The organism is Blastococcus goldschmidtiae, assembly GCF_031845325.1.
GTDB classification, from domain to species: Bacteria; Actinomycetota; Actinomycetes; order Mycobacteriales; family Geodermatophilaceae; genus Blastococcus; species Blastococcus goldschmidtiae.
Map to the genome: position 1 here is coordinate 38,638 of NZ_JAVREI010000009.1, position 12,231 is coordinate 50,868.

Annotated in this window: 15 protein-coding genes; 9 read left to right on the top strand and 6 right to left on the bottom strand. The window is 74.0% G+C overall.

Annotation, left to right across the window (positions count from 1 at the left end; translation table 11 throughout):
* Positions 1 to 24: 24 nt before the first annotated feature.
* Positions 25 to 867 (bottom strand): LON peptidase substrate-binding domain-containing protein, encoded by an 843-nt coding sequence (locus RM425_RS13410; protein WP_311345720.1) that lies wholly within the window; start codon positions 865 to 867, stop codon positions 25 to 27.
* Positions 868 to 992: 125 nt separating this feature from the next.
* Between RM425_RS13410 and hisD the strand changes: the two genes are divergently transcribed.
* From hisD to RM425_RS13435, 5 genes are all read left to right on the top strand, one after another.
* Positions 993 to 2,297, top strand: coding sequence for a histidinol dehydrogenase (gene hisD, locus RM425_RS13415; protein ID WP_311345721.1), 1,305 nt, complete (start codon positions 993 to 995; stop codon positions 2,295 to 2,297).
* A gap of 82 nt (positions 2,298 to 2,379) precedes the next feature.
* The gene (locus RM425_RS13420; protein WP_311345835.1) at positions 2,380 to 3,483 is read left to right on the top strand and encodes a histidinol-phosphate transaminase; all 1,104 of its coding nucleotides are present in this window, start codon (positions 2,380 to 2,382) and stop codon (positions 3,481 to 3,483) included.
* Between the two features lie 4 nt (positions 3,484 to 3,487).
* Positions 3,488 to 4,096: an imidazoleglycerol-phosphate dehydratase HisB gene (hisB, locus tag RM425_RS13425; RefSeq protein WP_311345722.1), complete on the top strand. Its 609-nt coding sequence runs from the start codon at positions 3,488 to 3,490 to the stop codon at positions 4,094 to 4,096.
* 3 nt (positions 4,097 to 4,099) lie between these two features.
* On the top strand, positions 4,100 to 4,273 hold the full coding sequence (locus tag RM425_RS13430; protein ID WP_311345723.1) for a hypothetical protein: 174 nt from the start codon (positions 4,100 to 4,102) through the stop codon (positions 4,271 to 4,273).
* A 77-nt stretch (positions 4,274 to 4,350) separates the two neighbouring features.
* Positions 4,351 to 4,893 carry a nucleotidyltransferase family protein gene (locus RM425_RS13435; RefSeq protein WP_311345724.1) on the top strand — a complete coding sequence of 181 codons (543 nt, stop codon included), beginning with the start codon at positions 4,351 to 4,353 and terminating at the stop codon, positions 4,891 to 4,893.
* A gap of 8 nt (positions 4,894 to 4,901) precedes the next feature.
* On the opposite strand, the gene RM425_RS13440 is transcribed toward RM425_RS13435, so the two are convergent.
* Positions 4,902 to 5,507 carry a nucleotidyltransferase domain-containing protein gene (locus RM425_RS13440; protein ID WP_311345725.1) on the bottom strand — a complete coding sequence of 202 codons (606 nt, stop codon included), beginning with the start codon at positions 5,505 to 5,507 and terminating at the stop codon, positions 4,902 to 4,904.
* A gap of 262 nt (positions 5,508 to 5,769) precedes the next feature.
* Entirely contained in the window at positions 5,770 to 7,038 is a 1,269-nt protein-coding gene (locus RM425_RS13445; protein WP_311345726.1) for an HNH endonuclease signature motif containing protein, read from the bottom strand.
* A gap of 262 nt (positions 7,039 to 7,300) precedes the next feature.
* Between RM425_RS13445 and hisH the strand changes: the two genes are divergently transcribed.
* Positions 7,301 to 7,939: an imidazole glycerol phosphate synthase subunit HisH gene (gene hisH / locus RM425_RS13450; protein WP_311345727.1), complete on the top strand. Its 639-nt coding sequence runs from the start codon at positions 7,301 to 7,303 to the stop codon at positions 7,937 to 7,939.
* Here the strand turns inward: hisH and RM425_RS13455 are convergent, their stop codons facing one another.
* Genes RM425_RS13455 through RM425_RS13465 form a run of 3 tightly spaced genes read right to left on the bottom strand, consistent with a single transcriptional unit; the run spans position 7,940 to position 10,068 of the window.
* On the bottom strand, positions 7,940 to 8,644 hold the full coding sequence (locus RM425_RS13455) for a class I SAM-dependent methyltransferase (RefSeq protein WP_311345728.1): 705 nt from the start codon (positions 8,642 to 8,644) through the stop codon (positions 7,940 to 7,942). It lies immediately after the preceding gene.
* 31 nt (positions 8,645 to 8,675) lie between these two features.
* On the bottom strand, positions 8,676 to 9,449 hold the full coding sequence (locus tag RM425_RS13460; protein WP_311345729.1) for an N-formylglutamate amidohydrolase: 774 nt from the start codon (positions 9,447 to 9,449) through the stop codon (positions 8,676 to 8,678).
* Positions 9,450 to 9,453: 4 nt separating this feature from the next.
* Complete coding sequence (locus tag RM425_RS13465) at positions 9,454 to 10,068, bottom strand: nitroreductase family protein (RefSeq protein WP_311345730.1); 615 nt, start codon at positions 10,066 to 10,068, stop codon at positions 9,454 to 9,456.
* A 50-nt stretch (positions 10,069 to 10,118) separates the two neighbouring features.
* Between RM425_RS13465 and priA the strand changes: the two genes are divergently transcribed.
* From priA to hisF, 3 genes are read left to right on the top strand one after another with little or no spacing between them, the layout of a single operon-like run.
* Positions 10,119 to 10,883, top strand: a complete 765-nt coding sequence (gene priA, locus RM425_RS13470) for a bifunctional 1-(5-phosphoribosyl)-5-((5-phosphoribosylamino)methylideneamino)imidazole-4-carboxamide isomerase/phosphoribosylanthranilate isomerase PriA (RefSeq protein WP_311345731.1) — start codon at positions 10,119 to 10,121, stop codon at positions 10,881 to 10,883.
* Entirely contained in the window at positions 10,880 to 11,350 is a 471-nt protein-coding gene (locus RM425_RS13475) for a RidA family protein (protein ID WP_311345732.1), read from the top strand. The genes priA and RM425_RS13475 overlap by 4 nt, the downstream gene beginning before the upstream one ends.
* Positions 11,347 to 12,147 (top strand): imidazole glycerol phosphate synthase subunit HisF, encoded by an 801-nt coding sequence (gene hisF, locus RM425_RS13480; RefSeq protein ID WP_311345733.1) that lies wholly within the window; start codon positions 11,347 to 11,349, stop codon positions 12,145 to 12,147. Before RM425_RS13475 ends, hisF begins: the two co-directional genes overlap by 4 nt.
* Positions 12,148 to 12,231 lie beyond the last annotated feature (84 nt).

Genomic DNA, 12,231 nt, shown 5'->3' on the forward strand with positions numbered 1-12,231 from the left:
CGGGGTCCTTCCGGGGGTCCTTCTTCAGTTGACCGTCATGGGGGTGGCGAAGCGCTGCAGCGGCGCAGGCACCGCCCCGAGCTCGCGGAGCAGGGTCAGCTCCCGGCGCAGCAGCCGCGTCTCCGCCGCGAGCCGGCGCCGGGTGGCCGACTCGGCCAGCAGCGCCTGACGGTCCTCGGTGGTCAGCAGCGCCGCGGAGGCCACCAGCCAGGACAGCGCCGTGGGATCTCCGGCCACCGCGGCCAGCAGCGCGGCACGCTCGGCGTCCTCGCCGTCGCTGCCCGCGCCCAGGTCGGCCACCTCGTCCACGTAGTCGGTGAACAGCTCCTGCACGGCGGACGCCAGCAGGGCCAGCGAGTTCCGGGCGACGGAGGCGACCACCTCGTCCAGGTGCTCGTCGCACGGCGGAGGCGCCCCGGGGCCCGCCGTCCCGCCGGCCGCCGGACCGCTGCCGGGCAGCACCAGCCCTTCGGCGTCGCCGGCTGCCTCCTCCGCGGCCTCCTCGTCGGCGAGCCACTCCACCTCGCCCTGCAGGTAGGGCGGGTCGTCGCCGACCACGACGTCGCGCAGCCGGAAGCGCTCGCCGCCGACGGTCACCACCCGGAAACCGCCGTCGGACTGCGGGCGCACCATCTGCAGGCGGGCCACGCAGCCGATGTCGTACAGCGCCTCGGCCGGCGCGATCCGCTCCACCTCCCAGCCCTGCCGGATGGCGACGACGCCGAAGAACCGGCGGTCGCTCTCCTCCGGCATCGCCAGCAGGTCGAGCACCAGCCGGCGGTACCGGGGCTCGAAGACGTGCAGCGGCAGGACCACGCCGGGGAACAGGGGAGTCCCGAGCGGGAACAGCGGGATCAGCTCACCCATCCCAGCAGCCTACGGGCCGCTGGCTACGCTGGGACTTCCCGCCGGCCGCTCCCTGGTCGGCGCACCGAGCTCCTCCCGTCCCTTCCGTTGAGCCGTCCACCCGCCCACCATCCCGGAGGCAAACCGTGCTCGCCCGCATCGACCTGCGCGGATCCGCGCTGCCGGGAACCCGCGAGCTCACCGGCCTGCTGCCGCGCGCCGCCACCGACATCGACTCCGTCCTGGCGACGGTGCGCCCGCTGTGCGAGGACGTGCGGATCCGGGGTGCGCAGGCCGTCCGGGAGATCACCGCGCGCCTCGACGGCGTGGACAACGAGGACTTCGCCGTCCCGCAGGAGGCGCTGGACCGGGCGCTCGCCGAGTGCGATCCCACCCTGCGCGCCGCCCTCGAGGAGGCGATCGCCCGGGTGCAGAAGGTGCACGCCGACCAGCGCCGCACCGACGTCACCACCGAGGTCGTGCCCGGCGGCACGGTGACCGAGCGCTGGGTGCCCGTGCGCCGGGTGGGCCTCTACGTGCCGGGCGGGCTGGCCCCGCTGCTGTCCAGCGTGGTCATGAACGTCGTCCCGGCGCAGATCGCCGGCGTGGAGTCGATCGCGGTCGCCTCGCCGCCGCAGCGCGACCACGGCGGGCTGCCCGACCCCGGCGTCCTCGCCGCCTGTGCGCTGCTGGGCATCAGCGAGGTCTACGCCGTCGGCGGGGCGCAGGCCGTGGCCGTGTTCGGCTACGGCGCGGGCTCCTGCGAGCCGGTCGACATGGTCACCGGGCCGGGCAACGTCTACGTCACCGCGGCCAAGCGGCTGCTGCGCGGGCTGATCGGCATCGACTCGGAGGCCGGCCCCACCGAGGTCGCCATCCTGGCCGACGACACCGCCGACCCCGCACACGTCGCCGCCGACCTCATCAGCCAGGCCGAGCACGATCCGCTGGCCGGCGCCGTGCTCGTCACCGACAGCGAGGCGCTCGCCGACGCCGTCCTCGATCTGGTGCCCGGCCAGGTGACGGCGACCAAGCACTCCGACCGGATCACCACCGCGCTGGACGGCAGCCAGTCGGGGGTCGTCCTGGTCGACGACGTCGACGCCGGGCTGCGGGTCGTGGACGCCTACGCCGCCGAGCACCTGGAGATCCAGACCCGCGACGCCCGCGCAGTGGCTGCGCGGGTGCGCAATGCCGGCGCGATCTTCGTCGGGGCGTGGTCGCCGGTCTCGCTGGGCGACTACATCGCCGGTTCCAACCACGTGCTGCCCACCGGCGGGTGCGCCCGGTTCTCCAGCGGTCTGTCCGTGCAGTCCTTCCTGCGCGGCATCCACGTCATCGAGTACGACGAGCAGGCGCTGGCCGACGTCGCCGGGCACATCTACGCCCTCGCCGGGGCCGAGGACCTGCCCGGGCACGCCGCCGCCGTCCGCATCCGCCAGCGCACGTGACCGAGCTTGCGAGGTCACGAGAAGACACAGCAGCCCAGCGCATGCGGCTGACGAGCGCCAGCGAGGAAGCCGCGTGAGCTCGATGGACGAGCTCCCGCTGCGGCCGGAGCTGCGTGGCCGCACGCCCTACGGAGCCCCGCAGGTCCCGGCCGCGCACCGGCTCAACACCAACGAGAATCCGCACCCGCTGCCCGACGAGCTGCTCGCCGACCTGGGGACGGCGCTCGGGCACGCGGCGCTGGAGCTCAACCGCTACCCCGACCGGGACGCACGCGAGTTGCGGGCCGACCTCGCCGGCTACCTCTCCCGGACCGCCGGGACGGCGCTCGAGCCGGCCCAGGTGTGGGCGGCCAACGGCTCGAACGAGGTGCTGCAGCAGATCCTGCAGGCGTTCGGCGGTGCCGGGCGGACCGCGCTGGGCTTCACGCCGTCGTACTCGATGCACCCGATCATCGCCGCCGGCACCGGTACGGGCTGGGTCGACGGGCACCGCCGGGCCGACTTCACCATCGACCCGTCGGCGGCCGTGGCGCAGCTGCGGGAGGTGGCTCCGGACGTCGTCTTCCTGACCAGCCCGAACAACCCGACCGGCACCGCCGTGCCGCTGGAGACGATCGAGCAGCTCTACGACGCGACCTCCGGGATGGTCGTGGTGGACGAGGCCTACGCCGAGTTCGCGCGGACGGGCACCCCGTCGGCGCTGACGCTGCTCCAGGGCCGCCCCCGGCTGATCGTGAGCCGGACGATGAGCAAGGCGTTCGGGATGGCCGGGCTGCGGCTGGGCTACCTCGCCGCGGACGCCGCCGTCGTCGACGCGCTGCAGCTGGTGCGGCTGCCCTACCACCTGAGCTCGCTCACCCAGGCGGCCGCGCGGGCCGCCCTGGCGCACACCGATGCCTTGCTGGCGACCGTCGACGCGGTGCGGGGACAGCGCGACCGGATCGTCGCCGAGCTGCCCGCCCTGGGGCTGACCAGCGTGCCCAGCGACGCCAACTTCGTGCTGTTCGGCCGGTTCGCCGACGCCTCCGCCGCCTGGCAGGCACTGCTCGACCGGGGGGTGCTCGTCCGCGACGTCGGGCTGCCGGGCTGGCTCCGGGTCACCGCCGGCACCGCCGCCGAGACCGACGCCTTCCTCACCGCGCTGGGTGAGGTCGCACGTGTTCACCGCCCCGTTCTGGGAGACTGACCCCATGACCGCACCTGCACGTCGCACCGCCCGGGTGGAGCGCGAGACCAGCGAGACCAAGCTGGTCGTCGAGCTCGACCTCGACGGCACGGGCACCAGCTCGATCAGCACGGGCGTCGGCTTCTACGACCACATGCTCACCGCGCTGTCCAAGCACAGCGGCATCGACCTCACGGTGCAGGCCGACGGCGACCTGCACATCGACGCCCACCACACCGTCGAGGACGTCGCCATCGCGCTCGGGCAGGCGTTCGCGGAGGCGCTGGGCGACAAGCGCGGTATCACCCGGTACGGCGACGCCACGATCCCGATGGACGAGGTGCTCGCGCAGGCCGCCGTCGACCTGTCCGGCCGGCCGTACTTCGTGCACGCCGAGCCCGAGAACATGACGCCGATGATCGGGCCGGACTACCCGACGTCGCTCACCAAGCACGTGCTCGAGTCGTTCGCCTTCAACGCGCGGATCAGCTTGCACGTGCGGGTGCTCTACGCCGGGCGCGACGCCCACCACATCGTGGAGGGCCAGTTCAAGGCGCTCGCGCGGGCGCTGCGCCAGGCGGTCGCCCTCGACCCCCGCGTGACCGACGTCCCCTCGACCAAGGGCGCCCTGTAACCGGTGAACTCCGGTCTGGTCCTGCTGCTCGTCGGGGGCTTCCTCCTCGGCGGCGCCTGGAGCGTGTGGAGCGTCGACGAGGACTCCCCGCACCGCAGCACCCCGCAGGTCGTCTTCGCGGTGGTCCTGCTGCTGGCCGCGCTCCTGGCATCCGCCTCGGGCATCCTGCGCCTGTGAAAGGACCCCCTCCTTCCCACCCCTCGCACGCTCGGGGCGGTACCCGGGAGAGGGCCGAACAGCGGTTCCTGGGCATCGTGCTCGCCGATCCGACGGTGCGCACGATCCTGGACCGGGCGCCCGCGCTGGGCGTGGGGGACTGGTGGCTCACCGCCGGCGTGCTGTTCCAGACGGTGTGGAACGAGCTGACCGGTCGTCCGGCGGGCACCGGTATCCGGGACGCCGACCTCTTCTACTTCGACGAGGACACGTCGTGGGAGGCGGAGGACGCCGTCATCCGTGCGGGTGCGGAGCTGTTCGCCGACCTGCCGGTTCCCGTGGAGATCCGCAACGAGGCGCGGGTGCACCTCTGGTACGCCGACCACTTCGGGGTGCCGGCGCCGGCGTTCCGGGACTGCGCGGACGCCATCGACCACTTCGCGGCGGTCTGCTGCTGCCTCGGCGTCACGGTGGGGCCCAACGGCAGCCCCCGGGTGTACGCGCCGCACGGCTACGACGACCTCTTCGACCTCGTCGTGCGCCCCAATCACCGGCTGGCTCCGCGGGACGTCTACGAGGCCAAGGCGGCGCGCTGGCTGGGGGAGTGGTCGGAGCTGACGGTCCTGACCTGGGACGGGTAGCCCGGCGGCTACAGCGCGGCGAGCCAGTCGTGCTCCGGGCTGACCGTCGACAGCGCCCAGCACAACCAGCGGCGCTGCGTCGCGTCCAGCGAGCCGACGACGCGGTGGAAGTCCTCGACGTCCTTGGGTCGCAGACCGTGGCTCTTGTAGAGCAGTTGCACCTCGGGGGTGAGCACCTGCCGGACGGCCGTGGACGCCGGCCCGGACAGCTCGGCCACCGACCGGTGGACGCGCCGGTCGGGCCGGAAGAACCACTCGCCACCGTCGGTGTCGTCGACCATCAGCTGCAGGGCCCAGGGCGACGTGGGTGACGGCCGGCACCAGACGTCGTGCAGGGCGGCCGGGAGCACCTCGTCCTCCGGCCACGGCCGCAGGGTGCCGGCGCCGGGCGGGTCCGCTGCCTGCAGGTCCCAGCCCCGCAGCCGCTCGCGGACGGTGGGCAGGTCCTCTCGGAGGACGAGCACGTCGATGTCGTGGTGCGCGCGGGTCCGGCGGCCCAGGTGGAGGTCCAGGGCCCAGCCACCGGCGATCCACCAGGGAGCGTCCACGCCTTCCAGCAGCTCGCTCACCGACTCGACCGAGAGCGGCTCCCAGCCGTCGTCGTCCTGCGGCACACCGAGACGCTAGCGCGCGGTCGCGTCCGCTCGGCCGGCTTGCCGACCCGAGCGGAGCGGGGCATGGGGCGGAACTGAACCTGATGCGGATCGGTCCTGGACGTGGTGGTGCGGGGCCTCAACCCGGTGGGGCGGAGCGGCACCGAGCGCGGTGCGGGGCGCTCTCGGACGTGGCGGTGCACAGGGGCGTCGACGTGCACCAGCCGGCGGCGCAGGCGTCCCGCCGCGCGACCGCACGCCCGACGGCACCGTCGCGCGTCCGTCAGGCGGAGACGAGGAAAGGTTCGAGGACGACGATCTCGGTGCCGTCGGGGCGCCAGGTGCGCCATCGGCCGTCGGGTTGTCGTTCCACGCGGAAGCCGTGGTGGACCTTGGTGTGGTGGCGCTCGCACAGCAGGGCTGAGTTCTCGAGGCTGGTCGGGCCGTCGTCGAGGAGCCATTCGGCGACGTGGTGGATGTCGCACCAGTGGCTGGGGGCGTCGCATCCGGCGAACACGCAGCTCCGGTCTTGCACCTCGACGGCGCGGCGTAGGTGCGGGGGGACGACGCGTTTGGTGCGGCCGTAGTCCAGTGGTTGGCCTTCGGGGCCCATGACGACGCGGCTGATGACGCTGTCACAGGCGAGCCAGCGGGCGCGGGCGGCGGAGATGATGCCGCCGAATCCGGTGCGCCCCGATCCTGCGCCGTGGCTGGGGTCGACGAGGTCGGCGAGCGGGATGGTCACGATCACCTGCGGCTTGTGCCCGCGCATCGTGGGCAGGTTGCCGGCGGCCAGGGCGTTGTCGGCGAGCTGGACGAGTGCGTCGCCGCCCTGCTGGGCGCGGGTGCGGGTGTCCCCGGCGGGGCGGTTGGCCTGCCGGATCGACTCGATCGCGGTCTGGAACTTCTCACCGCCCACGGCGTCGAGTTCGCCGCGGACGGACACCGACCCGTCGGTGTGCCGGGTGATCGTCAGCGACCGCTGCTCGGTGGGGTCCGGTTCGGGGCCGTCGGGGTCGAGGCGGGCCAGGTAGTGCCCGACGGCCTGGCGCAGGTCGGCGTGCGGTGCTGTCATCGCCGCCCGGGTCAGGGCCGCGTCGATCTCCGCGACGTCGACGGCCTGTGCGTCGGCGGCGGCGGCGGTGTCCGGTGCGGCGATCGACGCGATCGCGTTCACCGCCTCCGCCGTCACCGCCCCTGCGGCGGCCGCGGCGGCCAGCACCGGTAGCTGCTCCAGCGCCCGCCCGGCGCGCACCAGCCGGTTCGACTCAGCCTGGGAGAGCCGGTGGTGCCCGCGCAGCCAGGACGCCATCGAGGCCTTGCCGTCGTGTTCCGCCGCGCCGGTGACCTCGCACTGCCGCACCGTGCGCGCGACCTCGGCGGCCAGCCGGTTCACCGCGGTCAGCAGCGGGCCGAGCCGCTCCAGCAGCGCAGGCCCGAAGAACCCGTCCAGCCGCTCGGCGGCGAGTGCGTCCAGGGCCTCGGTCAGCTCCTCCACGGCACCTCCCGCCAGTTCGACCAGGTGTTCGAAGTCTACCGCCACGAGGGACATCGGGCATCATGTATCCGCAGGTCAGAGCCCTGTCCACAGATCCGGAGGCGGGCTTGACAGGCGCCTGGCGCGGAGCCCGTGCATGAGGACTGGGCATCGGCAGCCCACGCCTCGCGGGCGTTGCCGACCCACGTCTCCCGGGCGGAGGACGCGCACGCCGCCCGGGCGTCGCGCACCCGAGCGGGCGGCGCTGCGTGGGCGGCGCCACTCGGTCGCGGGAATCACGGCCGGCCGTGCTGCGCTGGTCGGTAGCGTGGCAGGCGTGAAGAAGGTGGCGGTCCTCGACTACGGGTCGGGCAATCTGCGCTCGGCCGAGCGCGCGCTGGCCCGCGTCGGCGCCGACGTGACGGTGACCTCCGACGCGCAGACGGCGCTGGACGCCGACGGCCTCGTCGTCCCCGGCGTCGGCGCCTTCGCCGCGTGCATGGAGGGCCTCAAGGCGGTCGACGGCCCGCGCATCATCGGCCGGCGGCTCGCCGGTGGCCGTCCGGTGCTCGGCATCTGCGTCGGCATGCAGATCCTCTTCGACCGCGGCGTCGAGCACGGCCACGACGCCGACGGCTGCGGTGAGTGGCCCGGCGTCGTCGAGCAGCTGAAGGCCCCGGTTCTGCCGCACATGGGCTGGAACCAGGTCGACGTCGCCCGGGGGAGCGTCCTCTTCGACGGCATCGAGGACGAGCGCTTCTACTTCGTGCACTCCTACGGTGTGCGCGACTTCCCGCTCGCCCACGACACCGGACCGTCGCCGCTGCCGCGCCCCAAGGTCACCTGGGCAGAGCACGGTGACCGGTTCGTCGCGGGGGTCGAGAACGCGGCGCTGTCGGCGACCCAATTCCACCCCGAGAAGAGCGGTGACGCCGGCGCGCAGCTGCTCACCAACTGGCTGAACAGCCTCGACTGATCACGGCAGCGCGAGCAGCCGCAGCGCGAGGAACCCGGGCCGCCGGCTGAGCTTCTCGTGCTCCTCCGGCCAGCGCTCGCGCATGATTTCCGGCGGCCGGGCCTCGACGAGACGCTGGATCACGAACCCCGCGTCGGTCGCCGCCGCGCAGAGGTCCGACAGCGGCTCGCGCCAGAACCGCACCTCGTGGGCCCCCGACGCCAGGGCCCAGGTGTCGGTCTCCAGCACCCGGTCGAAGTACGACCCGCCCTTGCGCAGCCAGTCGGTCGTCGGGTGCTGGGTGGAGACGACGGCGGCCCCCCCGGGGCGCAGCACCCGGTGGAACTCGGCGAAGGCGGCGTGCCGGTCCTCGACGTAGTGGATGGCGAGGGCGCAGACCACTAGGTCGACGCAGTCGTCGGGGTAGGGGAGCGGCTGGTCCAGGCGGGCGACGCGGATCCCGGCGCTGTCCCCGACCCGGGCCCGGGCGAGCTCGACCATGGCTGAGCTGGCGTCGAAGCCGAGCACCTCTGCCCCGCGCTCGAGCAGCGCCTCCGCGTAGAGCCCCGGACCGCACCCGGCGTCCAGCACGCGCAGGCCACCGACGTCCCCGAGCAGGTCGAGCACGGCGGGCCGGTCGTAGTGCGCGTTGTAGGGGCTGTCCTCGGCGTGGGCGAGGAACTCGTCGGCCATCCGGTCGTACGGACGCCACAGTTCCTCGGACATCCGGCGACCGTAGCGGCTCGGCGCCCCTCGTTCAGCCGGATGCCAGCGCACGGATCGCGGCGGTGACCGCCTGCCGTGTCCTGGCCCAGCCGGCGGGATCCCGTCGTGGCTGGGGGCGGTTGCCCTCGACGTCGGAGTCCACCAGGTAGCACCGCTGGTCGAGCTCGACCTGCACGGCGTCGACGCGTGGCTCGCCGACCCACCGCCGGACGATGTGGCCGCCGGTAAAGCGGAGGTTGCGGGCGACGGTGAACCCCTCGTGCCGCAAGGCCTGCTCCACCCGGTCGCCCGCCTCGGCGCGGGCCGTCGAGCCGTCGCCGTCCCCGAGGACGACGTCGGGACCCAGCGGTAGCCCGAAGCTGTGCAGGTCCAGCAGCAGCACCCGCGGATGCCGGCGCAACGCGGCGGTGACCGCCCGGTCCAGGGCCCGGTGGTACGGGGCGTGCGCCAGGTCGAGCCGCTCCTGCAGCTCGTCGGGCCGGAGCTGCCGGTCGTACAGGGGCGCACCGGCCGGATCGGTGGCGGGCACGGCCGTGGACCAGAAGTTCCCGTGCAGCGGCGCGACGGGCGCACGGTTCGGGTCGGCGACGAAGCGGCTGAGCATGGCCATCACCGTCGGCACGGCGAACTCGCGCGTCAGGTCGTAGAGCTCGGCGGTGTACCAGTCCGACCACAGCGTCGCCGGGTCGATCCGCAGTGCGTCGGTGCACGCTGCGGGCAGGAACGTTCCTCCGTGGGGCACCGACAGGACCACCGGGACCGGCGCGTCCAGGGAGGACGTCGCCACGGCGGGGCCGTCCGTCACCGGCTCACCAGCGGCCGCGATGCACGACCTCGTCGAGCCCGCGCCGGCCGCGGCGCAGCGAGGGCGAGCGGCGGTCGCCGTCGCCGGGGTAGCCGACGGACAGGCAGCCGACCGGCCGGTACTGGTCGGGAACGCCGAACGCCGCGCGCAACCCCGTCACCTTGTCCGCGGGCACGCCGAAGAAGCAGGCGCCCAGCCCCTCGTCGACAGCGGTCAGCAGCATCAGCAGCGAGGCCATCCCCGCGTCGACGTCCCAGTACGGCACGGGCCAGCGCGACTCGTCGCGGTCGGTCCACCCCTTGTCCGCCTCGGCGTACCGGTCCAGGTAGGCGTCCTTGTTCGACATCGGCACGACCAGCAGCGGCGCCCGGCGCATCCGCGTCAGCCAGCCGTCCGCGCCGGGCGGGTGGGCAGCAGCACTGTCGGTGGTGGCCGCCCAGAAGCGCGCCCGCTCCTCGTCGCTCTCCAGCACGAGGAACGCCCAGCCCTGGCTGAACCCCGCCGACGGCGCCCGGATGGCGTGCGCCAGCAGCCGCTCCCGCACGTCGGGCGGCACCGGCCGGTCAGGGTCGTAGTCGCGCACCATGCGGCGCCGGCGGACCACCTCTGCGAACTCCACGCCGACAGCCTGCCGCAGGGCCCGGCCCGCGACGCTCCTAGGCTGGTGCCGTGCCGAAGCTGCAGCTGCTCCCCGCCGTCGACGTGGCCGACGGGCAGGCCGTCCGACTCGTGCAGGGGGAGGCCGGCAGCGAGACCTCCTACGGCGCCCCCCTCGAGGCCGCCCTCCAGTGGCAGCGGGACGGCGCCGAGTGGGTGCACCTGGTCGACCTCGACGCCGCCTTCGGCCGCGGGTCCAACCGCGAGCTGCTCGCCCGCGTCGTCGGTGAGCTCGACGTCGACGTCGAGCTCTCCGGCGGGATCCGGGACGACGAATCGCTCGCCGCGGCCCTGGCCACCGGCTGCCGGCGGGTCAACCTCGGCACCGCCGCGCTGGAGTCCCCGGACTGGTGTGCCCGCGCCATCGCCGAGCACGGCGACCGGATCGCCGTCGGCCTGGACGTGCGCGGCACCCGGCTGGCCGCCCGCGGCTGGACCCAGGAGGGCGGGGAGCTCTACGAGACTCTCGCCCGCCTGGACGCCGAGGGGTGCGCCCGGTACGTCGTCACCGACATCACCAAGGACGGCACGCTCGAGGGCCCGAACCTCGACCTGCTGCGCGAGGTGTGCGCCGCGACCCCGCGGCCGGTCATCGCCTCCGGCGGAGTCAGCTCGCTCGACGACATCCGCGCGCTCGCCGGACTGACCGCGGTCGGCGTCGAGGGCGCGATCGTGGGCAAGGCGCTCTACGCCGGCGCCTTCACCCTGCCGGAGGCGCTGCACGTGACCGAGCTTGCGAGGTCGCGCACGGAGCACAGCACCGAGGAGCTCGCGTGAGCGGACAGGGCCGGGAGCACCGCAGCGAGGAACGAGCGAGGAGCGGAGCGGGCCGCGGGAGCGAACCGGAGACATCGAGCGTGATCCGGCTGGGGTCGAACAGCCCCTGGGAGGCGGTCGTCGGCTACAGCCGCGTCGTCGTCCGGGGCGACACGGCCTGGGTCAGCGGCACGACGTCCACGGTGGACGGCGCGGTCGCCCACCACGGGGACGCCGCCGCCCAGACGCGGCAGTGCCTGCTCACCATCGAGCAGTCCCTCGAGCGAGCCGGGTTCACGCTGAACGACGTCGTGCGCACCCGCATGTTCGTCACCGACATCTCCCGGTGGGAGGAGGTCGGACGGGTGCACGGGGAGGTCTTCGGCGACATCCGGCCGGCGACGTCCATGGTCGAGGTGGCTGCCCTGATCGACCCCGCGATGCTGGTCGAGATCGAGGCCGACGCGGTGCGGGGGACCGGAGCATGAGTCTGTCGGTGCGCGTCATCCCGTGCCTGGACGTCGACCAGGGCCGGGTGGTCAAGGGCGTCAACTTCGTGGACCTCCGCGACGCCGGTGACCCGGTGGAGATGGCCCGCGTCTACGACGCCGAGGGCGCCGACGAGCTGACCTTCCTCGACATCAGCGCCAGCTCCGGCAACCGGGAGACCACCTACGACGTCGTCCGCCGCACGGCCGAGAGCGTCTTCATCCCGCTCACCGTCGGCGGCGGAGTGCGCACGGTCACCGACGTCGACCGGTTGCTGCGGGCCGGCGCGGACAAGGTCGGCGTGAACACCGCCGCCGTCGCCCGGCCGGAGCTGATCGCCGAGATCGCCCACCGGTTCGGCAGCCAGGTGCTGGTGCTCTCGGTCGACGCCCGGCGGGTCCGCGACGGCGCCGCCACCGACTCCGGGTTCGAGATCACCACGCACGGCGGACGGCGCGGCACCGGGCGCGACGCCGTCGAGTGGGTCGTGCAGGCCGCCGCCCTCGGCGTCGGTGAGGTGCTGCTGAACTCCATGGACGCCGACGGCACCCAGGCCGGCTTCGACACCGAGCTCATCCGGGCCGTGCGCCGCGAGGTGACGGTGCCGGTCATCGCCAGCGGGGGAGCGGGCCGGGTCGAGGACTTCCCGCCCGCGGTGGAGTCCGGCGCCGACGCGGTGCTGGCCGCCAGCGTCTTCCACTTCGGCAAGCTGCGGGTCGGCGACGTCAAGGGCGAGCTGTCCCGCGCGGGCCTCCCGGTCCGTCGGGCGTCCGACACGCCGCTGCGCGACGTCTGACCCCTACCCGGCCACCTGCTCGCCACCGCCGCACTGGTGGGCAGGACGAACGAGGGCATCACGGACGGCACGCGACCGGGGGGT

Excerpts from the sequence above, each read along its gene's own strand:
- RM425_RS13455 (WP_311345728.1), bottom strand. The coding sequence starts at position 8,644 with ATGTCCGAGGAACTGTGGCGTCCGTACGACCGGATGGCCGACGAGTTC.
- hisF (WP_311345733.1), top strand. The coding sequence starts at position 11,347 with ATGAGTCTGTCGGTGCGCGTCATCCCGTGCCTGGACGTCGACCAGGGC.
- RM425_RS13410 (WP_311345720.1), bottom strand. The coding sequence starts at position 867 with ATGGGTGAGCTGATCCCGCTGTTCCCGCTCGGGACTCCCCTGTTCCCC.
- RM425_RS13420 (WP_311345835.1), top strand. The coding sequence starts at position 2,380 with ATGGACGAGCTCCCGCTGCGGCCGGAGCTGCGTGGCCGCACGCCCTAC.
- RM425_RS13445 (WP_311345726.1), bottom strand. The coding sequence starts at position 7,038 with ATGTCCCTCGTGGCGGTAGACTTCGAACACCTGGTCGAACTGGCGGGA.
- hisB (WP_311345722.1), top strand. The coding sequence starts at position 3,488 with ATGACCGCACCTGCACGTCGCACCGCCCGGGTGGAGCGCGAGACCAGC.